The sequence below is a fragment of the Xenorhabdus innexi genome, from assembly GCF_002632485.1.
Lineage (GTDB): Bacteria > Pseudomonadota > Gammaproteobacteria > Enterobacterales > Enterobacteriaceae > Xenorhabdus > Xenorhabdus innexi.
The window spans coordinates 69,212-92,236 of the sequence record NZ_NIBU01000005.1 but is presented as its reverse complement, the minus strand read 5'-3'; the positions used below and the strand labels follow the sequence as shown (position 1 = coordinate 92,236).

The 23,025-nt window shown below is 41.1% G+C and carries 15 protein-coding genes; 9 read left to right on the top strand and 6 right to left on the bottom strand.

The genetic code is table 11. The annotated features are described in order from the left end of the window. The first annotated feature begins 91 nt into the window (after window positions 1-91). Window positions 92-3,151, top strand: coding sequence for a non-ribosomal peptide synthetase (locus Xinn_RS03470; protein ID WP_086953644.1), 3,060 nt, complete (start codon window positions 92-94; stop codon window positions 3,149-3,151). A gap of 424 nt (window positions 3,152-3,575) precedes the next feature. After that, on the top strand, window positions 3,576-4,106 hold the full coding sequence (locus Xinn_RS03465) for a sterol desaturase family protein (RefSeq protein WP_086953645.1): 531 nt from the start codon (window positions 3,576-3,578) through the stop codon (window positions 4,104-4,106). A 150-nt stretch (window positions 4,107-4,256) separates the two neighbouring features. Here the strand turns inward: Xinn_RS03465 and ansB are convergent, their stop codons facing one another. Then, window positions 4,257-5,300: an L-asparaginase 2 gene (ansB, locus tag Xinn_RS03460; RefSeq protein WP_086953646.1), complete on the bottom strand. Its 1,044-nt coding sequence runs from the start codon at window positions 5,298-5,300 to the stop codon at window positions 4,257-4,259. Window positions 5,301-5,449: 149 nt separating this feature from the next. Here ansB and ycaO point away from each other — a divergent pair, with 149 nt between their 5' ends. The 6 genes from ycaO (at window position 5,450) to Xinn_RS03430 (ending at window position 13,741) form a co-directional block, all read left to right on the top strand. Further along, on the top strand, window positions 5,450-7,210 hold the full coding sequence (gene ycaO / locus Xinn_RS03455; RefSeq protein WP_086956451.1) for a 30S ribosomal protein S12 methylthiotransferase accessory factor YcaO: 1,761 nt from the start codon (window positions 5,450-5,452) through the stop codon (window positions 7,208-7,210). Between the two features lie 338 nt (window positions 7,211-7,548). Further along, a complete protein-coding gene (focA, locus tag Xinn_RS03450) occupies window positions 7,549-8,400 on the top strand; it encodes a formate transporter FocA (RefSeq protein ID WP_086953647.1) in 852 nt (283 codons plus the stop codon). Between the two features lie 59 nt (window positions 8,401-8,459). Then, a complete protein-coding gene (gene pflB, locus Xinn_RS03445; RefSeq protein WP_086953648.1) occupies window positions 8,460-10,745 on the top strand; it encodes a formate C-acetyltransferase in 2,286 nt (761 codons plus the stop codon). A gap of 135 nt (window positions 10,746-10,880) precedes the next feature. Further along, on the top strand, window positions 10,881-11,621 hold the full coding sequence (pflA, locus tag Xinn_RS03440; protein ID WP_086953649.1) for a pyruvate formate lyase 1-activating protein: 741 nt from the start codon (window positions 10,881-10,883) through the stop codon (window positions 11,619-11,621). A gap of 394 nt (window positions 11,622-12,015) precedes the next feature. Next, entirely contained in the window at window positions 12,016-12,846 is an 831-nt protein-coding gene (locus Xinn_RS03435; protein ID WP_086953650.1) for a BPSS1780 family membrane protein, read from the top strand. Window positions 12,847-12,931: 85 nt separating this feature from the next. Further along, window positions 12,932-13,741 (top strand): BPSS1780 family membrane protein, encoded by an 810-nt coding sequence (locus tag Xinn_RS03430; protein ID WP_086953651.1) that lies wholly within the window; start codon window positions 12,932-12,934, stop codon window positions 13,739-13,741. 70 nt (window positions 13,742-13,811) lie between these two features. Here the strand turns inward: Xinn_RS03430 and serS are convergent, their stop codons facing one another. The 5 genes from serS to lrp form a co-directional block, all read right to left on the bottom strand. Beyond that, the gene (gene serS, locus Xinn_RS03425; RefSeq protein WP_086953652.1) at window positions 13,812-15,101 is read right to left on the bottom strand and encodes a serine--tRNA ligase; all 1,290 of its coding nucleotides are present in this window, start codon (window positions 15,099-15,101) and stop codon (window positions 13,812-13,814) included. A gap of 131 nt (window positions 15,102-15,232) precedes the next feature. After that, window positions 15,233-16,576, bottom strand: coding sequence for a replication-associated recombination protein A (locus Xinn_RS03420; protein WP_086953653.1), 1,344 nt, complete (start codon window positions 16,574-16,576; stop codon window positions 15,233-15,235). Window positions 16,577-16,583: 7 nt separating this feature from the next. Beyond that, window positions 16,584-17,195 carry an outer membrane lipoprotein periplasmic chaperone LolA gene (gene lolA, locus Xinn_RS03415; protein ID WP_086953654.1) on the bottom strand — a complete coding sequence of 204 codons (612 nt, stop codon included), beginning with the start codon at window positions 17,193-17,195 and terminating at the stop codon, window positions 16,584-16,586. Between the two features lie 28 nt (window positions 17,196-17,223). Continuing rightward, window positions 17,224-20,652 (bottom strand): DNA translocase FtsK 4TM domain-containing protein, encoded by a 3,429-nt coding sequence (locus Xinn_RS03410; RefSeq protein ID WP_086953655.1) that lies wholly within the window; start codon window positions 20,650-20,652, stop codon window positions 17,224-17,226. Window positions 20,653-20,790: 138 nt separating this feature from the next. Then, window positions 20,791-21,285 (bottom strand): leucine-responsive transcriptional regulator Lrp, encoded by a 495-nt coding sequence (lrp, locus tag Xinn_RS03405; RefSeq protein ID WP_004256338.1) that lies wholly within the window; start codon window positions 21,283-21,285, stop codon window positions 20,791-20,793. Window positions 21,286-21,937: 652 nt separating this feature from the next. Here lrp and trxB point away from each other — a divergent pair. After that, complete coding sequence (trxB, locus tag Xinn_RS03400) at window positions 21,938-22,897, top strand: thioredoxin-disulfide reductase (protein ID WP_086953656.1); 960 nt, start codon at window positions 21,938-21,940, stop codon at window positions 22,895-22,897. Window positions 22,898-23,025: the final 128 nt, after the last annotated feature.

Genomic DNA, 23,025 nt, shown 5'->3' with positions numbered 1-23,025 from the left:
AAGTAAAGAAAATACATTAAGACAACAAAAATAATAATTTTATTACCAACATTATAAAAACAAATTTCAACACTTTAATAAAGGTGTAATTATGACTAACACAGTAATAAAAACAACCCCTCATGGTTTCTGGGGTGAATTAACCTATCCTGTTAACCATGATTTAATTAACATTTTCATTCAAAAATCGGTAGAGTACTCTGAACATCCTGCAATAATTACCGAAGAACGAACCATTAGTTACCGTGAGTTAATTCATCAAGCACGTTCACTGGCATTCTATTTATTTAATCTGGGTGTAAAACATGAAACGCCGGTAGGGATTTTACTGGAACCCGGTATTGAACAGATTATTAGTCAGGTTGCTATTCTAATGGCCGGAGGAAGCTGCGTTCCACTCGATCCGACCGTACCTGATGATAGATTATGTTTTATGCTACAAGACTTACAAATAAATCTGACATTAACCACTCAAAAATATCAGAGCCGTTCTTTACCCACAAATTTCATTACTATTAATCAGGATATACTGGAAAAATCAATCATTGTCTATTTCCCCAAGATTAATAGGGAGAAAAATCATCGAACCCATATATTATTTACTTCCGGAACAACAGGCCGTCCAAAAGCAGTTGAAATAGAAGCCCGAGGTATTCTCCGTATTGTTGTTGAGCCTGATTACATTAACTTCACTGCCAATGATAAAATAGCTGCTATTTCGAACCCCACATTTGATGTTTCTCTATTCGAGATCTGGGGAGCGTTATTAAATGGAGCTGCCGCGGTTGTTATTCCCCGAAAAATAATTATAGATCCCTATCTGTTTGAAGCTGCACTAGAGAAATATTCGGTGAGCTGCATGATGATGACTGCGGCTTTGTTTCATTTAACTGCTCATTCATGTCCCCGAGCATTTCGTCACTTACGTTACCTTTTTGTAGGTGGTGAAAAACTAAATCCACACGCTTTTCGTCAGGTTTTACAGGCTGCCCCTCCAAAATTTTTAGCAAATTGTTACGGGCCGACTGAAAGTACCATTATAGGCCTGATCCATGAAATTAAGTTGGATGAATTAACCGATGAGGATATACCAATAGGAAGACCGATTGGTCACACTGATATTTATATATTAAATGATCAATTACAGCCTGTTGCACCAAATCAGATAGGTGAAATATATCTGGGAGGGGAAGGGATTGCCCGTGGTTATTGGAATCGGCCGGAAATTAATGCGCAACGTTTTATCATGATGGATATTGAAAGAAACAATCAATTAAAAAAAATATATCGGACTGGGGATTTAGGCTGGCAAAGATCTGACGGTATTTATATGTTTGCAGGACGAATAGATAATCAGATAAAAATACGCGGACATCGCATTGAAATAGAAGAAATTGAAACTCAATTACTGAAAAGCGAACTTCTTCAGTCTGCGGCTGTGAGTATAGTGAAAAAAGAAAATATAGAACCTTACCTGATTGCATTTGTTGTCCCTAAAAAGCCGGAAACTTTTTCAAAACATAATTTAACTCAGTCAATTAAACACTACTTACCTGATTATATGTTGCCTCGGATTACTATTGTTGAACACATCCCTATTAATCCAAATGGTAAAATAGATAGAAAACGCTTACTGGCCGAATATACCCAAAATCAGGAACAACGATTATCATCTCAGCCAACTACCGATACAAATGAAGATGAGCTAATTGTTTTGAGTATTTGGCAGAAAACCTTAGATGATTATGACCTTACTCTGGATAGTAATTTCTTCCAGATAGGGGGCAATTCACTGCAAGCCAGCAGCCTTATTCTTGCACTAGGAAATAAAATACAAAAACGTTTACCTGTTCAGCTCTTGTATGACTTTCCCACACCAAGAACACTGGCTGCACACATGTCGCAAAATGAGAATATGTCTGAAGATCTCTATGCTACTATGCTCAAAGACAGCATACTTCCCCCGGAAATTCAGCCACTACCTCACTTCCCGGAACCGTGGTTAAGCTCAGATGCCGGGCGAGTACTGCTCACTGGAGCAAGCGGTTTTCTGGGAGCATTTTTCCTGCGTGACCTTTTACTACAAACCAAAATTAACAGAGTTACTTGTCTGGTACGTGCCAAAGATAACCAGACAGCTTTGTTACGACTTAAGGAAAATCTGTATCAATATGGATTATGGCAAGAAGAATTTCTTCCGCGATTGCAGGTTATGGCCAGTGATCTTACAAAACCTCATTTAGACCTGAGTCAACAAGATTATGAGCAACTGTCCTCTGAGTGTGACGCTATTTTTCATTTGGCTGCCCATGTAAATTATATTCAACCCTACTCCATGCATTATGATGGCAACGTTCTGGGCACACTGAATATTTTACGCCTTGCCACCAATAAGAAAGCAAAACCTCTGCACTATGTATCTACAGTTTCTATTTTTGGTCCCGCTGGAATTTTCTCATCAGTAGACAGCTTAGGTGAAGATGACGATATTTCCCCTTATCTGACCGGATTAAAATATGATTCAGGATATTCACAAAGCAAGTGGGTTGCTGAACGTATGATATGGCAGGCCAGAGACAGGGGAATACCTCTTTCAGTATATCGTCCCGGTTTTATCATGGGCGATAGCCAGACAGGAGCCAATAACCCAAAAGACTTTGTTTCCAGATTAGTTAAAGGCTGTATCAAAATAGGTGCCTATCCACTCTTAGCCAACCTGCGTGAAGAGTTCGTTCCTGTTGATTATGTCAGCCAAAGCTTGCTTAATATTTCCATTGATAACAAAAAGTTGGGAAAAGCTTACCATCTGGTTTCGCCTGATCGTAAACAATCAATGGATTTAGATCCATTCTTCGCATTACTCAGGCAGCATGGCTACCAGCTTGAAGGTATGCATTATTCTGAATGGCTGAAAAAACTGGAAACAGATAATGAAATTATGGATAACCCATTAATGCCATTACTCCCTATGTTATCTGAAAAAGCCTATGGTGAATTATCCCGATTAGAAATGTACAAAGATATGCCAGCATATGATGCAAAAAACACAGAATCAGCACTAAAAGAGACACCAATCAGATATACACCAATGGATGATAATTTACTTGAATGCTACCTTACCTATTGGAAACGCATCGGTTTTTTATCATAAAGTGAGTTTATTTAATAAATTGTTTGTTTAATAACAGAAAGACGCCTAAAAGCGTCTTTCTGTTGCTGAGTTAATATAGTTATAATACAAAGTATCATTTTAATTCTGTTAATTTAATAATTTTTAAGGTTAATCATCATTAATTGAAATATGCAGAAATTATTTTCCCTGCTATAAGTTACCTATATCTTTAACTTAAGATAAAAACCCCAGTTAAATATCCTTTCTTTTCAAACCAAACTTGAATTATTTAAAAAGTATTTTTATTAACTAATAAACTAAATAATTAAAGATCTTCAACATTACTATTTTTATCATTTATTGAAAAAGTCATTACGTTTTAGTGTTGAAACAATCACCAAAATAGCGAGTCGGGTCTACCCGTTATATTCATCATCATTATAAATGAAAAAGGTGATTTATTATGAATTGGAATTTAACACGCTCTCAGTATATGGCAGATTTTATCATCGTTCCGGTTTATGCTTTTGCAGCATTCGCGATGTCGCTTATCAGCGGTGATATAAATATATTCTGGCTACTTTACGCTGGGTTAGGATGGCTTATATGGACATTAATGGAATATACAATTCACCGTTTTGGTTTTCATTTTTATTATAAACGAGACCATGCGAGACATCATGTAAAACCACTTGATTGGATTGGTACCACACCAATTTTTATCACTATCTCTTTGGGATTAGCCTGGCTGATATCTTGTACTCTGATGGACAGTTTCACTCGGGGGAGCATGATATTTATTGGTCTTTGTATCGGGTATTATTATTATATCAGTATCCATTATTTGATCCATCACTCAAGTACATCAGTGATAGACAAATTACGTCGCCATCATGAAATACACCATCGTAATCCTCATGTTAATTATGGCGTCTCAGTTAGGATTTGGGATTTTGTTTTAAGAACGATAAAAATATCGAAATATAATGATTGATAATGAATGCGACAAACCTCGTTATTTTCAACAAGGTTTGTCGGCAATCTGAACAAAAAGACATTTAAAAGCGTCTTTCTGTTTATACTTCCTTTCTTTCACGTTGCAACAATGCAACCTGAAAAAGATTCGGTATGTTTAGCTCAGGAATTAATATTTAGAAAACATTGCCTGAACTTTTGCTGGATCAGAAGTCTGAGTCAGAGCCAATTGCAGAAGAACACGTGCTTTCTGTGGGTTCAGTCTTTCTGATGCCACAAAGCCGTATTTGCTGTCATTAACTTCAGCATTCTGAGTGGTAAAACCGAAAGGAATACGGCTGGAGCGAACCACAACAACACCATCTTTAGCTGCCTGTGACAGTGTGTCCAGAATAGACTTGTAAATGTTACCGTTACCTACGCCAGCACTGATAATGCCTTTATAACCATTTTCTACAAACGCTTTAGTTGGCAGGTCGGACGCATTAGAGTAGTTATAAACAATTCCTACTTTTGGCAGTTCAGTCAGTTTACTGACATCAAAAGCAGCTTTCTCTTCTTTCGCTGGCGCAGCAGAGTAATAGTTTACTTTACCGTTATGAATAAAGCCTTGTGGGCCTGCGTTCACTGCCTGGAAAGCCTGAACTTCAGTTGTGCTCAGTTTTCCGATGTCACGTCCATGAATAACAGAATCATTCATAGCAAGCAAAACACCGCGGTTTGCAGAATCTTTATCTGATGCTACAACAACAGCATTGTAGAGATTCAATGGACCATCAGCACCCAGAGCAGTTGATGGACGCATTGCACCAACCATAACGATTGGTTTCTTACACTGAGTAGTCAGATCAAGGAAATAAGCAGTTTCTTCCATGGTATCAGTACCGTGGGTGATGACAAAACCATCGGTTTTATCACAATCTGCATTAATCTTTTTCGCCAAAGTCAACCAGACCTGATCATTCATGTCCTGAGAACCGATGCTAACAACCTGCTCACCTTTCAGATTAGCAATATTTTTGATAGCAGGAACAGCATTCAGTAATGAATCAACACCTACCTGACCCGCAGTGTAGCTGGATTTAGTTGCAGATTCACCACCACCAGCGATTGTGCCTCCTGTTGCCAGAACAGTAATGTTTGGCAGAGCAAATGCAGAACCACTGACTAAAGCCAGAAAACTGGCTATTGCTGTTTTTTTAATACTTTTCATTATTCAACCTCTTGTAAAAAAAGCTATTCTAGTATGTATTGGGGAAATAAATAAACTCTAATTAACAATAATTTTTGGGAATTAAATAGAGGCGACAAAAAAAACGCCGTATGATATGTAGCTCTTTACAGAAATCAAAGTGAATAATGATGACGCAGACCTACATCCCAGGCAAAGATGCCGCATTAGAAGACTCTATTAATAATTTCCAACAGAAACTGCACAACCTTGGTTTTAATATCGAAGAAGCCTCATGGCTGAACCCTGTCCCAAATGTCTGGTCAGTACATATCCGTGATCGCGACTGTCCACTCTGTTTTACTAACGGCAAAGGAGCCAGTAAGAAAGCGGCATTAGCTTCTGCGTTAGGTGAATACTTTGAACGTCTATCAACTAACTATTTTTTCGCTGATTTTTATCTTGGAAAAACTATTGCTCAGAGCGATTTTGTTCATTATCCGAACGAAAAGTGGTTCCCTTTACCGGAAGATGATTCTCTGCCAGCGGGTATTCTGGACGAACATCTGCACAGTTTTTACAATCCGGCTAATGAGCTTTATGCTAGCCAACTAATTGATTTACAATCCGGCAATGAAGATCGCGGGATCTGTGCTCTGCCTTTTACCCGCCAGTCTGATAATGAAACGGTCTATATCCCAATGAACATAGTTGGGAATCTGTATGTGTCAAATGGTATGTCAGCAGGTAATACCATGAATGAGGCCCGTGTTCAGGGTCTGTCCGAAGTATTCGAACGCTATGTGAAAAACCGCATCATCGCAGAATGTATTAGTTTGCCTGAAATTCCGCAAGCCGTAATGGACCGGTATCCCGGTGTTGTTGCATCAGTCAATAAGTTACAGGAAGAAGGATTCCCACTTTATTGCTACGATGCCTCTCTGGGTGGGCAATTTCCGGTCATCTGCGTTGTCCTGTTTAACCCTAATAATGGTACTTGTTTCGCCTCTTTTGGTGCTCATCCCGAGTTTGGCGTTGCACTGGAGCGTACCGTCACTGAGCTTTTACAGGGCCGCAGTCTGAAAGATTTGGATGTCTTCACACCACCAAGTTTTGATGATGAAGAAGTTTCTGAACACACTAACCTTGAAACCCATTTTATTGATTCAAGCGGAGCAATCAGCTGGGATCTGTTCAAACAGGATGCTGATTACGAATTTGCCGACTGGAATTTCAGTGGTAAAACCGAAGAAGAATTCGCAACTCTGATGCGTATTTTCAATACGCTGAGTGCCGAAGTTTATATTGCTGACTACGAACATCTGGGTGTTTATGCCTGCCGTATTCTGGTGCCGGGTATGTCAGATATTTATCCGGTTGAAGATTTGCATATTGCCAATAATACAATGGGCACTCACCTGCGTGACACCATTCTGGCATTACCGGACAGCCAGTGGCAGCCTGAAGAATATCTGGCATTTCTTGATCAAATAGATGAAGAAGGCTTGGATGATTTTACCCGTGTTCGTGAGTTATTGGGAATCGCTTCCGGTAAAGACAACGGCTGGAGCAATTTAAGGATTGGTGAACTGAAATCCATGCTGGCACTGGCTGGTAATGATCTGGAACAAGCTCTGATCTGGGTTGAGTGGACACAGGATTTCAACGCTTCTGTCTTCACCGCAGAAAGAACAAATTACTATCGCTGCCTGCATACATTACTGCTGTTGACTCAGGAAGAAGAGCGTAACCCGAGCCAGTATTATCAGGCTTTTGTCAAAATGTATGGTCAGAATACAGTCGATGCTGCTTCTTCAGCCATTTCCGGTCAAAATTGTTTCTACGGCCTATGGTCTGTCGATTCAGAATTAAAAGCATTACCAGCCCATCAGGCACTGTTAAATGCTTATGAGAAATTACAAAACGCCAAACGCACTTTTTGGTGTAAATAAGCTGAAATATATAAACTGTTAAATTAATAGTTATTAATTAACAAAAGTAAAAATCAGGTTAAATTTAATTTTATTTAAAATAACAAATAAATGACAATTTAACCTGTTATTTTACCTTTCATCCATTTGGCGCCAAATTCCTTATATAAAATATTTTTATAAATTTTAAAAAATATTTTTAATTTAAAAATCAATTTGTTAGAATAAAAAACAGCTATCAGAGTGGTCGTATTTCGCTAAACTTTCTATTTAATATGATCCATATCAAATTCATGCCAATGTCCGTTTGTTACTATCATTACGTGCTATAATTAACCGAAGATAAAGAGAGTGTTAGTATGAAAACTGACGACACTTTTAACCTATTTCCACCTGCTGTAATGGCACAAATTGCTGATGATAGTGGTGTCTATAAAGTCAATAAAAATCCAGCAGTGATTTATTTATCAGCAATAATGGCTGGTGTGTTTATTTCCATTGCTTTTGTTTTTTATATTACGGCGACTACAGGAACCTCTTCTATTCCTTATGGTTTAGCTAAATTAACCGGTGGAATATGTTTCTCCTTAGGGCTGATGCTGGTCGTAATATTTGGTGTCGATCTCTTCACTTCTACGGTATTAACCATTGTTTCAAAGGCAACCGGTCGTATTACCTGGTCACAAATGTTCAAAAACTGGGTGCATGTTTATATCGGCAATCTGATAGGAGCCCTGTTCTTTGTCGCTTTAATGTGGCTGTCAGGCCAGTATGCCGTTGCCAATGGTTTCTGGGGACTGAATGTATTACAGGTAGCTGATCATAAAATGCACCATACCTTTGTTGAGGCGCTGTGCTTAGGTATTCTGGCTAATCTGATGGTATGCCTTGCTGTCTGGATGAGCTACGCAGGCCGCAGCCTCATTGATAAGTTATTTGCATTGATTCTGCCGATTGGTATGTTCGTCGCCAGCGGCTTTGAACACAGCATTGCCAACATGTTTTTAATTCCTTTCGGGATTGTTATTAAAGAATTCGCTCCGACTGAGTTCTGGGAAAAAGTCGGCGCAACACCAGAGCAATTTCCCCAACTGACAATTTCAAATTTCATTACTGATAATCTGATCCCGGTTACGATAGGTAACATCATCGGTGGTTCGATATTGGTTGGGTTGACTTACTGGTTCATTTATTTACGTGGCAGCCGCTGATATTCATTTGCTTCCACACCCAATTTTTACAAGTTCTACTGTTAAAAGGTAAAAATATCATGTCCGAGTTAAATGAAAAATTCTCCGTAGCATGGCAAGGCTTTAACGAGGGTAACTGGCAGAGCGAAGTCAATATTCGTGACTTTATTCAGAAAAACTATACTCCGTATGAAGGTGATGAATCATTCCTTGCGGGTGCCACAAAAGCGACAGATATTTTGTGGGAAAAGGTCATGGAAGGTATCAAAATTGAAAACCGCACTCATGCGCCGGTTGATTTTGATACTAACGTTGCGTCTACAATTACCTCTCATGATGCTGGTTATATTGAAAAAAATCTGGAACAAATTGTTGGCCTGCAAACTGATGCACCTCTGAAACGTGCCATTATTCCATTCGGCGGAATCAAAATGGTTGAAGGTTCCTGCAAGGCATATGATCGGGAACTGGATCCGAAACTGAAACAAATTTTTACTGAATATCGTAAAACTCACAATCAGGGCGTATTTGATGTTTACACACCTGATATTCTGAAATGCCGTAAATCCGGTGTATTGACTGGTCTGCCAGATGCTTACGGCCGTGGTCGTATTATCGGTGATTACCGCCGTGTTGCGCTGTACGGTATTGATTTCCTGCGTGATGAAAAATACGCACAATTCACTTCATTGCAGGAAAAACTGGAGAATGGCGAAGACCTTGAAGCCACTATCCGTTTGCGGGAAGAAATTTCAGAACAGTATCGTGCTCTGGGTCAGATTAAAGAGATGGCAGCTAAATATGGCTACGACATCTCTGCCCCGGCGACTGATGCTAAACAAGCTGTACAGTGGACTTATTTCGCCTATCTGGCAGCAGTGAAATCCCAGAATGGTGCGGCAATGTCTTTCGGTCGTGTATCCAGCTTTCTGGATATCTACATCGAACGCGATATGCAGGCAGGAAAACTGACAGAACAAGAAGCGCAGGAACTGATCGACCACTTGGTCATGAAACTGCGTATGGTTCGTTTCCTGCGTACTCCAGAATACGATGAATTGTTCTCCGGTGATCCGATTTGGGCAACTGAATCCATCGCAGGTATGGGGTTGGATGGTCGTACTCTTGTTACCAAAAACAGTTTCCGTTTTCTGAATACCCTATACACAATGGGGCCATCTCCGGAACCTAACATAACCATCCTGTGGTCTGAAAAACTGCCAGCTAATTTCAAAAAATATGCAGCAAAAGTATCTATAGATACTTCATCTCTGCAATATGAAAATGATGACCTGATGCGTCCTGATTTCAACAGTGATGACTATGCGATTGCATGTTGTGTCAGCCCGATGATTGTTGGTAAACAAATGCAGTTCTTCGGTGCCCGAGCAAACCTGGCAAAAACCATGCTGTATGCCATCAATGGCGGTATGGATGAAAAACTGAAAATGCAGGTTGGTCCAAAAGAAGCACCAATCACAGATGAAGTGCTGGATTATGACACGGTCACCGAACGCATGGATCACTTCATGGACTGGCTGGCAAAACAGTATGTCACCGCATTGAATATCATCCACTATATGCATGATAAATACAGCTATGAAGCCTCTTTAATGGCACTGCATGATCGGGATGTTCATCGTACAATGGCCTGTGGTATCGCAGGGTTATCTGTAGCCGCCGATTCTTTATCTGCGATCAAATACGCAAAAGTCACACCAATCCGTGATGAAAACGGTCTGGCAGTTGATTTCAAAATTGAGGGTGAATATCCGCAGTTTGGTAATAATGATGCGCGTGTTGATGATATCGCCTGTGATTTGGTTGAACGCTTCATGAAGAAAATTCAGAAGTTACAAACCTATCGTAATGCAGTTCCGACTCAGTCAGTATTAACGATCACTTCAAACGTTGTTTATGGCAAAAAAACCGGTAACACACCTGATGGACGTCGTGCTGGTGCGCCATTCGGTCCGGGTGCGAACCCAATGCATGGTCGTGATCAGAAAGGTGCGATTGCTTCCCTGACTTCAGTAGCTAAACTGCCATTTGCTTATGCTAAAGATGGTATTTCTTATACCTTCTCCATCGTACCTAATGCGTTAGGCAAAAATGATGATGTGCGCAGAGCCAATCTGGCCGCTCTGATGGATGGTTATTTCCATCATGAAGCCAGTAATATTGAAGGCGGCCAGCATCTGAATGTTAACGTAATGAACCGTGATATGTTACTGGATGCTATGGAAAATCCTGAGAAATATCCTCAATTGACAATCCGTGTATCCGGTTATGCTGTACGCTTTAACTCTCTGACTAAAGAACAACAACAGGATGTCATTACCCGTACATTTACCCAAACAATGTAAACATCCTGCTATGTATTACCTCAAAAATGTCATTGTTTTCATGAGACAATTTTGATGAAATAAAACAGCATCACTTCAAGGCCCCTTTAAAAACGGGGCCTTTATTATCCTGTCAGTTTTTGGAGAAATCTTCCCATGCCCGTACTTGGCCGTATCCACTCTTTTGAATCCTGCGGAACCGTTGATGGCCCGGGTATTCGTTTTATTGTATTTTTTCAGGGTTGCCTGATGCGTTGCCTTTATTGCCACAATCGCGATACATGGGATACTCACAGTGGCAAAGCAGTAACAGTCGAAGAACTTATTAAAGAAGCAAAGACTTATCGTCATTTTATGAATGCGTCTGGAGGCGGAGTTACAGCTTCTGGTGGGGAGGCAATCCTTCAGGCTGAATTCGTTCGTGACTGGTTCAGGGAGTGTCATGCAGAGGGTATTCATACCTGTTTAGATACCAATGGTTTTGTTCGTCGCTATGAGCCGGTAATTGATGAGCTACTGGATGATACTGATTTAGTTATGCTGGATTTGAAACATCTTAACGATGATATTCACCGTGAGCTGGTTGGTGTTTCCAATCACCGAACACTCGAATTTGCCCATTATCTGGCAAAACGTAACCAAAAAACGTGGGTTCGCTATGTTGTAGTTCCCGGATGGTCAGATGATGACGAATCTGTCCATATGCTGGGTGAATTTACTAAAGATATGGATAATATCGAAAAGATTGAATTACTGCCTTATCATGAGCTTGGCAAACATAAGTGGGTTGCTATGGGTGAAGAGTATAAGCTGGAAGGCGTAAAACCACCTTCGAAAGAGACTATGGAAAGAGTAAAAGAGATTCTGATGAGCTATGGTCATCAGGTAATGTATTGATTTTTCATTTCATTCTCTGTTTATTGACTTGATAACCACGCTTTCCTTCCCATTTTGGTTAATATTAATAGCAACATCCTAATATTAACCAAAATAAACTATAATATTTTAATTTTATTAGATATGTTAGCTCCTATTTATAACTATAATTAAATATATATTTTATTATGTTGGCAGTTTCAAGCAGAAACATATTGAAATGATAAATAAAATTATCACTCTAAAAATAAAATAAAAACACACACTATTCCTCTGATTAAAATAATTTTTCCTCTTGTTGATTACGCATTTTTATATGATAATTTTTTGCTTCTCTAAAAACACCACTTCTGGGATGGGGATGTAGAGAAGTATTAATCTGGTAATTACTATTCAATTATATGAAACGGAAAAAATGAATAATCAAGATATTAATTTCGATTCTGGGGAAAAAAATGTTTCCCTTACCAAAGAAAAAGAAATTTTCATTCGTGAAGGCCAGTCTGTCGGTGCTGGAGCCGCAACAGAATGGATCGGCAATGCATGGAAAATGTTTAAAGCAAATCCAGGGCTGTGGATACTGTTTACATTTGTCTACTTCGCTATTCTTTTAGCAATAAATTTTATTCCACTTATTAATTTCATAACATTTCTATTTGGCCCGGTATTTGTTGCAGGTATTATCGCTGCGGCTGAAAAACAGCGAACTACGGGTGAACTTAGAATAGACTTACTTTTTTATGGATTTAAAGAAAAACTAGGTTCACTGATTGCTGTTGGTGCTCTTTACTTCGGTATCTATATGCTTGGCATTATAGCCTTTGTTCTTGTTGCAGGCTTTGGTGTACTAGACCTATTTTTTATCGCCCAAAATGCAGATCCAGATCCATTACTATTCATGAGAAGCATCCCTTCTTTGATATGGGCATGTTTTATACTCTGCATTTTCTGCCTGGTTGCTCTTGCATTTATCTGGTTCGCACCTGCATTAATTATCATTAATAATATGAAATTTGGTGAAGCAGTATCAATGAGCCTGAATGCTGTAAAGAAAAACTTATTCGGTGGTTTTTTGTTTTTCTTACTAATGGGAGTTCTATTCATTGTTTCTGCGCTCCCCTTAGGTTTAGGCTTAATTATAATGCTCCCCGTAAATCTGATTACTTATTACACTACATATCGTAGCATTTTTTATGCACAGGAAGAAAATAGCAATACAGAGCAAAAAAACCGCTTAATCAGCTAGTAAATAGTTCCTAAATGATAAATAAAAGTGCTGAGTATAGTGATCAGCACTTTATTTAAAATAAATTATCACTCAGTAAATCAAAATGAATAGTCAAAACAGTAATCCTGATATAACCAAAATAGAAAAATGTCCTTCTGATGTACAGGATATTTTCATACCCGAAGGACAACGTATTAAAGTCAGTGACGCGATCAATTGGATAGGTGATGCGTGGAGTTTTATATCGACTAAACTCGGCGTCTGGGTTTTGATGGGAATCACCTATAGCATCATCGAATTTAGTATTATGCTAATTCCTAAACTTGGCTTCATTCTGTTTAATTTACTGGAACCTGTTTTTATTGCTGGAATAATCGCTATCTGTGAAACACAGAGAACAACGGGTAAGTTTAAATTTAGGCAACTCTTCTATGGTTTTCGCCATAAATTTGGAGCTCTCCTGAAAGTAGGGATGGTCGTATGTGGGATAAAGGTATTTGGCTATCTGCTTGTAGCACTGATAGAAGGTGAGGATCTTTACCGGGCTGTTTTTGATGATTTTTATTCAGCTATGAATTATAACGACGATAGTTCAGAATTCTCATTCCTATCTTTGGGTATCACAATAATTTATCTATTTTTAACCACTGCATACTCTTGGTTTTCCCCTGCATTGATTATCCTCAATAATGTAAAATTTAAACAAGCAATTATAACCAGCTTTAATGTTGTATGTGAAAATATTGGAGGAATAATACTATTCTTCATTATTATTTATATTTTAATAGTAATTTCTGGTTTACCCCTACTGATAGGTCTTTTATTTACTACACCACTATATATGGCTACTTCTTATTCTTCTTATCGCAGTATTTTTTATAAAAAGGAAGTTAAGAACAATGAAGTCAATTAAATCGGAATATTTACTCATAAAAAAAGCGCCGTTATCTGGCGCTTTTTTTATTATTCAGAATAATTAGCTATTAGCCGATATATTCCAGTCCTTTCATATAAGGGCGCAATACTTCTGGAATTTCAATGCGGCCATCTGCCTGCTGATAGTTTTCCATCACAGCAACCAGTGTACGCCCAACAGCCAAACCAGAGCCATTCAGTGTATGCACCAGTTGGGTTTTCTTATCATCTTTGCTACGGAAACGAGCCTGCATACGACGAGCCTGAAAATCCCACGTATTAGAGCAGGATGAAATTTCACGATAAGTATTCTGAGCCGGTAACCAAACTTCCAGATCGTAAGTTTTTCTTGCACCTGCACCCATATCTCCGGTACACAACAACATCTTACGGTATGGCAAGTTCAGTAACTGCAATACTTTTTCTGCATGCCCTGTCAGTTCTTCCAGTGCTTCCATCGATTTTTCAGGATGCACAATCTGAACCAGCTCAATTTTATCAAACTGATGCATACGGATCAGACCACGGGTATCACGGCCATAAGAACCCGCTTCAGAACGGAAGCAAGGTGTATGCGCCGTCATCTTCAGCGGAAGATCACTCTCATCCAGAATTTCACCACGCACTAAGTTAGTTACTGGAACTTCCGCAGTCGGGATCAGTGCGTAGTTACTACCAGATTCTTCTTCCAGTGCTTTAGTATGGAATAAGTCTTCACCAAATTTAGGCAACTGACCTGTACCAAGCAGAGAGTCATGGTTAACCAGATAAGGAACGTAAGTTTCCAGATAACCATGCTGTTCAGTATGCAGATCCAGCATAAACTGAGCCAAGGCACGGTGCAAACGAGCAACCTGGCCTTTCATTACCACAAAACGCGCACCGGTTAATTTCACTGCGGCAGCAAAATCAAGGCCATCAGTCAGCTCACCCAGTGATACATGATCTTTGACTTCAAAATCATACTGACGTGGTTCACCCCAACGGTTGATTTCTACGTTATCGGTGTCATCTTTTCCATCAGGGGAAGAATCATCAGGGATATTCGGCATACCCAGCGCAAGATCACGGATTTCAGCCTGCAATGCTTCCAGTTCAGCTTTTGCTGAATCCAATTTTTCTCCCAACTGATTGACTTCCTGACGCAGTGGTTCGATATCTTCACCACGAGCTTTCGCTGCACCAATAGATTTCGATCGGGAGTTGCGTTCTGCCTGCAGGGTTTCAGTTTCAACTTGTAAAACTTTACGGCGCTCTTCTTGTTTACGCACCGTCTCCACATCAAGGGTGTAACCCCTGCGAGCCAGTTTTTCAGCGACTACGTCTAGCTCATTACGCAGCATATTTGGATCGAGCATGCTATTCCTGTGCTTATTATTGAGAAAAAAGTTATTGAGAAAATTTGTTTTTGATAAAACATGGTGAAACCAGTCTGAATCAACCAGACTGATATGATTTTTATCGTATAAACATTACCGTATCAATCACATTAACGATAGCGTTTTGTTGGACTATTTTGATCCTGTTCTATTAGCCAGTTTAATTTTTCACCAATCTTACCTTCCAATCCTCTACTAGTTGGATGGTAATAACGTGTTTTTTGCATCTCAGGCGGAAAATAAACCTCTCCGGCAGCATAAGCATTAGCTTCATCATGAGCATAACGATATGCTTCGCCAAAACCCATTTCTTTCATCAGCTTCGTTGGGGCGTTGCGTAAATGTTCGGGGACATCGTAGTCCGGCTTACCCTGTGCATCCGCCATAGCCGCTTTAAATGCAGTGTAAACCGCATTACTTTTGGGCGCGCAGGCAAGATAAACAATCGCCTGAGCTATAGCTCTCTCTCCTTCTGCTGCCCCAACACGTGTGAAACAATCCCATGCAGCAATTGCTATTTGCATTCCACGAGGATCTGCATTGCCAACATCTTCAGAAGCTATCGCCAGTAAACGTCGGGCAACATACAGAGGATCACCACCGGCAGTAATAATCCGGGCATACCAATAAAGTGCAGCATCTGGCGCAGAACCACGAATGGATTTATGCAGGGCGGATATTAAATCGTAATATCTGTCACCTTTATTATCAAAGCGCGCACTCCTTTCCCCACTGACTTCTTTCAACAATTCAAGTGTCAGTATCCGCTGCCCTTTCGCATCCGTTTCTGCCATATCTGCCATCATTTCCAGCAGATTCAGTGAACGACGCGCATCCCCTGCTACCAATTCTGCAAGTATCTGACGAGTCCTCTCCGGCAACACAATATTTTGCCCCCCGAGACCTCGCTCTTTATCATTGATGGCCTGAATAAGCACTTGTTCTATTTCTGCTGACGAAAGGGATTTCAGTAAATAGACACGAGCCCGCGATAACAGGGCTGAATTTAGTTCAAAAGAGGGGTTTTCTGTTGTAGCACCAATAAAGGTGATTGTGCCATCTTCAATATGTGGCAAAAATGCATCCTGCTGGCTTTTATTAAATCGATGAACTTCATCAACAAATAAAATTGTTCTGTGCCCTGCGTTACGATTCTGCCGCGCCTGCTCGATAGATTCCCGGATCTCTTTGATACCAGAAGTCACCGCAGAAATACGTTCAATATCTGCCTGAGCATAATGGCCAATAATCTCAGCTAATGTGGTTTTTCCCGTGCCGGGAGGCCCCCATAAGATCATCGAATGAAGCTGACCAGAGCGGATAGCTCTTGGTAAAGGTTTACCTTCCGCTAATAAATGCTGCTGACCAATGTAATGATCTAACGTGATTGGCCGCATTCTCGCGGCCAATGGCTGAAATTCATTCTGTGAAAAATCGAGAGAAAGATTGTTCAATTAAACCTCACTGGCGTTGATCATCCAGTGTCACACCTTCTGGCAGAGTGAACTTAAATTTCGACGCATCCACACTCGTATTCTGCTGTCCTTTCAACTGATAAGCACTTTTCTGACCATCCTGTTCAACAGCAGTAAATTTCTGAATAGTACCATCCGGTGTCACTGTGATTGAAAAATATTTGAGATTCCTGTTGGCATTCTTAGGTGTCAACTCAAAGTGATTGCCCTTTTGAGTCACACTGTACTGCTTCCAATCCGCTGGATCATTACGGGCAATCAGCATAAATGGTGTATTTCCCGTAGCATCTTTTAGCCAATTAGCTGTGACCTGTTCGACAAATGGATTGTAAAACCACAATGTCTTACCATCAGAAATCAAAACACTTTCATCAGGCGATGTCATATGCCAGTTAAACAAATTAGGACGTTTTACCCAAAGTTGCCCTTCTCCATTCTGGATCGCAGAGCCGTCATTACTGGTCACGGTCTGGGTAAATTTTGCATGAAAGCTATTTACCTTACCCAAACGTTCCTGCAAATCATGTGCAGCATCAGCCCATACAGAACTCACGCTCAACCCCATCATCAGACAGCCAATCAACATCAGTTTTTTCATGTGTGAGTACCTTCAATTCATATTATTATCAGTGTTCATGTGGCGGAGGAGCTAAAACCTCACGATTACCATTATGACCGGGCGCACTGACAATTTGCTGAACTTCCATCTGTTCTACAATACGGGCTGCCCGGTTATAGCCAATGCGGAACTGGCGCTGTATTCCAGAAATGGATACCCGACGTTTTTCAATCACAAACTCTACCGCCTGATCGAACAGAGGGTCCAGCTCTTCATCACTATCAAATCCAAGACCGCCTTCTCCGTCTTCTCCCCCCTTAATGATACTATCAATGTATTGAGGGCGACCGCGAGCTTTCCAGTCATTAACAACTTCATGAACTTCCTGATCACGCACGAAAGCCCCGTGAACACGTACAGGAATTGATGAATTTGGCGCTAAATAAAGCATATCCCCCATACCAAGCAATGACTCTGCTCCCCCCTGATCAAGGATAGTACGGGAATCAATTTTGCTGGAAACAGTGAATGCAATTCGCGTAGGAATATTGGCTTTAATCAATCCGGTAATAATATCCACAGAAGGACGCTGCGTTGCCAATACCAGATGAATACCCGCAGCCCTTGCTTTCTGAGCCAGACGGGCTATCAACTCTTCAACTTTCTTCCCTACAGTCATCATCAGATCGGCGAATTCATCGACCATCACAACGATATAAGGCTCTTTTTTCAGAACAGGATGTTCCACATCCATGCTGTCACCGGGCTTCCAGAATGGATCAGGAATAGGGCGGCCCATTTGTTCAGCCTGCTTTATCTTATCGTTATAACCTGCAATATTACGCACACCTAAAGCTGACATCAGTTTATAACGGCGTTCCATTTCATTGACACACCAACGCAACGCGTTAGCGGCATCTTTCATATCTGTAACAACTTCCGTCAAGAGATGCGGAATACCTTCATAAACGGACAACTCAAGCATTTTCGGGTCGATCATGATAAAGCGAACATCTTCCGGCTTCGCTTTATACAAGATGCTGAGGATCATCGCATTGACCCCCACTGATTTACCCGAGCCTGTCGTCCCGGCAACCAACAAGTGTGGCATTTTCCCTAAATCAGCCACAACCGGCTGACCCGCAATATCTTTCCCTAAAACGATAGTTAAAGGAGAGGGATTAGTACGGAATTTTTCGCAATCCAATACTTCCCGCAGATAAACGGTCTGGCGTTTTTTATTTGGTAACTCCAGACCCACATAAGGTCGTCCCGGTATAACTTCTACAATCCTGACCGCGACTGCCGAAAGTGAACGCGCAAGATCACGGGATAAATTGGAAATGCGCGACGCCTTAACTCCGGGAGCCAAATCTAGTTCAAATCGTGTAATCACAGGACCCGGCGAAAAACCGACAACATCAGCCTTGACCCGGTAATCGTTCAGACGGGCTTCAATTAAGCGTGAAGTCTGTTCCAGTGCAAACATATCGACTGGCTCTTCTTCTGCTGGCGGCGCTGCCAGAAGATCGAGAGAAGGCATCGGTGTGGTTGGCTTAGGCAATGGTTGATCATTACGCACCAAAAACGGATGAAACAGACTTTGCTGCGGTTGCTGCGGTTGCTGCGGTTGCTGCGGTTGCTGCGGTTGCTGCGCAAAATTATGTCTGATTTCTCTCTCATGAGAAGCACTCGGAACAGAAGAAACTGTCGAACCACTTGAAACAGGAGGACTAACACTTTTTTTCTGCTCGGGTTGTGTAATATCTTCTGCTGGCATGAACTCAGATGGCATAAATAGCGGTTCTGTCGGCACAGATTTATCTGAACTATCAGTTTGAGAAAAATATTCAAACACAGAGTTTTCAGACTGCTGTAAAACCGTAGTCTGGTTTTGGTAACGCTCATTCTGTTTCTGCTCAAAGGCTTTCCGCAACATCTCTTCCTGCTCTGCCAGTTCGTCAACATTACTGACAGGTAACTCAGAAGATTTCTCTACCTCTGTGTTATCGGCAGACTGGCTTTGAACCTCATTAAGCAGCTCTGTATTTTCTTTAACCTCTTTTTCAACATCACAGCCATAACGCTCACGCTGCTGGTCAAGAAATTGCTGGCGCAGCATATCCTGCTGTTGCGCATCCATTTTCTGTTCTTCTACTTCGGCATTAAGTTCTTCTTGCCTTTCTTTTTCTTTTCGCTGCAAATGTTCAGACAAACGATGAGAAGGAACTTTAATACCATATAGTTCACGCCGGGTCGGTATCCGTACTGGGTTCGGTCTCGGCATTTCAGGGCCAATACCCTGTTTTATTTGAGGGGTTCTTACTGCCACAGCGGGTGCTGTTACCGAATTATGCAAACTGACACCATTATCAGGAGATGACGCCTCAGCCATACCATACAGCATTTTATCCTGTACGGCTGTATCTGAATGAATATCAACTGGAGATAATTCTGATGCTGGCACCGTATACGATGTATTACTTAACTCTGCCACTATACTCTTCGTTTGCTCATCATCCGGCAGCTCAAATGTATAATGGACAGGTTCTGGTTCCTGAATATTTTCAACCGGATCTGATATTGTTTCTGGAACACTAGCGCTCTGAGGCTCAGATGAAATACTGGCAGAGAGACTTTCTTCTGATTTTTCTGGTTCAGGCTGCCTTGGGTCAGTATTGACTAATTCTGCGGCTACCGGTGTTGCCAGCAATACATCGTCTTCATCGACAATATCTGAATCCTGCATAATGTCAGCTTCGGTTGAGGGCGCTCTATGCTCATTATGACCGGATTCTTTTTCAGTACTGGAGGAAGCAGATATTTCTTCTTTTTTCAGCTCCTGCTCTTCCAATTCTTCGTCATATTCAGGTTCAGGACGGCTACGGTTGAGCACAAAACTGATGGAATCGAGAATACATGCACCAATTCTTTCTGCAATGGTAAGCCACGACCAGCCAGTAAATAGCGTAAATCCGATAACCCAGACACCAAGCAGTGCCAGTGTTGTGCCCAGAATATTGAGCCACGGCAGAATGGCATTACTGAATAAACTGCCAACTACCCCACCTGACGCAAAATCATTGAAATCATCAATATTAAGTTCTGCTAAACCACATGAAGTCAGAATAAGTGCCAAGGCACCAATAATACGTAATGCAAGTGTGAAAAAGTCCACATACTCTTGCCTATCTTTCTGACGGAAAGCATTCCAACACCCTAAAAGTATTAATGGCGGGACTGCATAGGCAAGAATACCAAATGCTGAGAATAGTATGTCTGACAACCACGCACCAACACTGCCACCTAAGTTATGGACAGGTTCATGCCAGGCAGTTTGTGACCAGCTGGGATCGGAAGGATGAAAACTGACAAGTGCGACCATTAAATAGACGGCACATATAGCAATAACCAACAGAATGGCTTCCAGAAGCCTGCGGCCACTGCTGACTCTTTTTAATTTAACACGTTTGTCTTCTGTATATTCCTGGTTCAAGAAAGGCTCTCCAGGTTTTCCTGTTGATTAAACGGAACAACGCTGAGGGCAGCTCAGCGTTGGAACTGTATGCATGAACAGGAGTGTACCTAAATTTTTCCTGTTTTGCACCTATCACTGTACATTGTAGACAAAAGCTTAACGAGTCTTAATTACCAGTCGATTACTCTGTTTCACTTCTTCCATAACTACATAAGTACGAGTATCGTTAACACCCGGAAGGCGTAACAGGGTTTCTCCCAGCAATTTACGGTACGCAGACATATCCGGTACACGTGTTTTCAGTAGGTAGTCAAAGTCTCCCGAAACTAAATGGCACTCTTGAATTTCTTCAAGTTTTTGTACGGCAGTATTGAACTGCTCAAAAACATCTGCTGCTCCGCGGTTCAGGGTGATTTCAACGAATACCAGCAATGATGCATCCAGATAGTGAGGATTCAACAAAGCGGTATAACCGGAAATAAACCCCTGACGTTCTAAACGACGTACACGCTCCAGACAAGGAGTTGGTGATAATCCGACCCGTTTGGATAATTCCACATTAGAGATACGGCCGTCTTTCTGCAATTCATTAAGGATATTACGGTCGATGCGATCAAGATCTTTTCCTGGACGCTTTTTATTATCTATCATCTTATTGCTCTCTCTTTATATTCCTACACCCATAACATTTTCCCTATCTCTTTTAAGCTGATGAGCTGGAAAAGATGTCTTCAAAGGCTAAAGCTCAATCTGTAACCAAGGTTTGGGGTCTGCACGTAATCTTCCAGAATACAATTTCCCAGAACTCGATTAACCAAAATACGACTTACTAGAACACCGTCTTTCAGAATGTCATTTCCCAAAACACGATTTTCCCAAAACATTGGGTCTCCCAGAAAGCAGCTTATCGGCAATTTTTAATATTCTATGAGAAAATCATCCACTCCGAATTGTCTATTCTATAGAAACAATTGATTAGCGAGGTAGATAATTATCTCTTACACAGATGTTTTCGCAAATGCATAGCCGATTGTCAAAGTAAATGAACAAAAATCAGAACAACATACCAAACAAATTTTCGGTAAACCGCCTTAGCTGCTCGTTTCGTGGCTAAAACGAATAAATGATGTTCAATTCAAAATGTTAAGCACTTACTCCTTACATTCCCATTACATCATAGTTACTATCTATCGGTAAAATCGTTAATAACATGAATATTTTATCTGATAATCGCTTTTTTTAACTTATCATTTCTCCTACAATCCCTAAATCCACGATATGTGATAATGGAAATGAGGTATTCATGAGTACAGCCAAACACAGTAAGCTCATCATTCTTGGCTCAGGTCCTGCTGGTTATACTGCTGCTGTTTACGCAGCCCGTGCTAATCTAAGTCCCGTACTCATTACTGGAGTTGAGAAAGGCGGCCAATTAACCACCACGACTGAAGTTGAAAACTGGCCCGGCGACCCTGAAGGGTTGACAGGCCCCGGCCTGATGGAGCGTATGCTCCAGCATGCTGAAAAATTTCAGACAGAAATTGTTTCTGACCATATTCAGAAAGTTGATTTCTCCAAAAAGCCATTCCATTTGTATGGGGATGATCAGGAATACAGCTGTGATGCCCTGATTATCGCAACTGGCGCTTCGGCTCGCTATTTAGGCTTACCTTCTGAGGAAGAATTCAAAGGGCGCGGTGTTTCTGCCTGTGCAACCTGCGATGGTTTCTTCTACCGTAAACAAAAAGTCGCCGTTGTCGGTGGCGGCAATACTGCTGTTGAAGAAGCATTGTATCTGGCGAATATTGCATCCGAAGTTCACCTGATCCACCGCCGTGATACTTTCCGCTCCGAGAAGATCCTGATTGATCGTCTGATGGATAAGGTTAAAAACGGTAATATTATTCTGCATACAGATCGCACTCTGGATGAAGTTCTGGGTGATGAGATGGGCGTAACAGGTGTTCGTATCCGCGATACCAAAAGTGATAACACCGAAGAGCTTGATGTTGCCGGTGTTTTCATTGCTATCGGCCACAGCCCGAATACCGATATTTTTGCAGGCCAGCTTGAACTGGAAAACGGCTATATCAAAGTCCAATCCGGCCTGCATGGAAACGCTACCCAGACTTCCATTCCGGGCATCTTTGCCGCTGGCGATGTGATGGATCATGTTTACCGTCAGGCTATCACTTCTGCCGGTACCGGCTGTATGGCAGCGCTGGATGCTGAACGTTTTCTGGATGGGCTGGCAACCAAATAAAATTATCTTTCCTTAAGAGCGCTATTTCGATAGCGCTTTTTAACAGGTCGCATTTTTTGTCAGTGGTATTTTGTAGATAATACACTGTGTAGATAACGTAGTGCGGGGAAGCTGGCAACGTGATTACC

What these genes read in the sequence shown, in the direction of transcription:
- focA (WP_086953647.1), top strand. Translation starts at nt 7,549, where the DNA reads ATGAAAACTGACGACACTTTTAACCTATTTCCACCTGCTGTAATGGCA.
- trxB (WP_086953656.1), top strand. Translation starts at nt 21,938, where the DNA reads ATGAGTACAGCCAAACACAGTAAGCTCATCATTCTTGGCTCAGGTCCT.
- ycaO (WP_086956451.1), top strand. Translation starts at nt 5,450, where the DNA reads ATGACGCAGACCTACATCCCAGGCAAAGATGCCGCATTAGAAGACTCT.
- ansB (WP_086953646.1), bottom strand. Translation starts at nt 5,300, where the DNA reads ATGAAAAGTATTAAAAAAACAGCAATAGCCAGTTTTCTGGCTTTAGTC.
- pflA (WP_086953649.1), top strand. Translation starts at nt 10,881, where the DNA reads ATGCCCGTACTTGGCCGTATCCACTCTTTTGAATCCTGCGGAACCGTT.
- pflB (WP_086953648.1), top strand. Translation starts at nt 8,460, where the DNA reads ATGTCCGAGTTAAATGAAAAATTCTCCGTAGCATGGCAAGGCTTTAAC.
- serS (WP_086953652.1), bottom strand. Translation starts at nt 15,101, where the DNA reads ATGCTCGATCCAAATATGCTGCGTAATGAGCTAGACGTAGTCGCTGAA.
- Xinn_RS03465 (WP_086953645.1), top strand. Translation starts at nt 3,576, where the DNA reads ATGAATTGGAATTTAACACGCTCTCAGTATATGGCAGATTTTATCATC.
- Xinn_RS03435 (WP_086953650.1), top strand. Translation starts at nt 12,016, where the DNA reads ATGAATAATCAAGATATTAATTTCGATTCTGGGGAAAAAAATGTTTCC.
- Xinn_RS03470 (WP_086953644.1), top strand. Translation starts at nt 92, where the DNA reads ATGACTAACACAGTAATAAAAACAACCCCTCATGGTTTCTGGGGTGAA.
- lrp (WP_004256338.1), bottom strand. Translation starts at nt 21,285, where the DNA reads ATGATAGATAATAAAAAGCGTCCAGGAAAAGATCTTGATCGCATCGAC.
- Xinn_RS03430 (WP_086953651.1), top strand. Translation starts at nt 12,932, where the DNA reads ATGAATAGTCAAAACAGTAATCCTGATATAACCAAAATAGAAAAATGT.
- lolA (WP_086953654.1), bottom strand. Translation starts at nt 17,195, where the DNA reads ATGAAAAAACTGATGTTGATTGGCTGTCTGATGATGGGGTTGAGCGTG.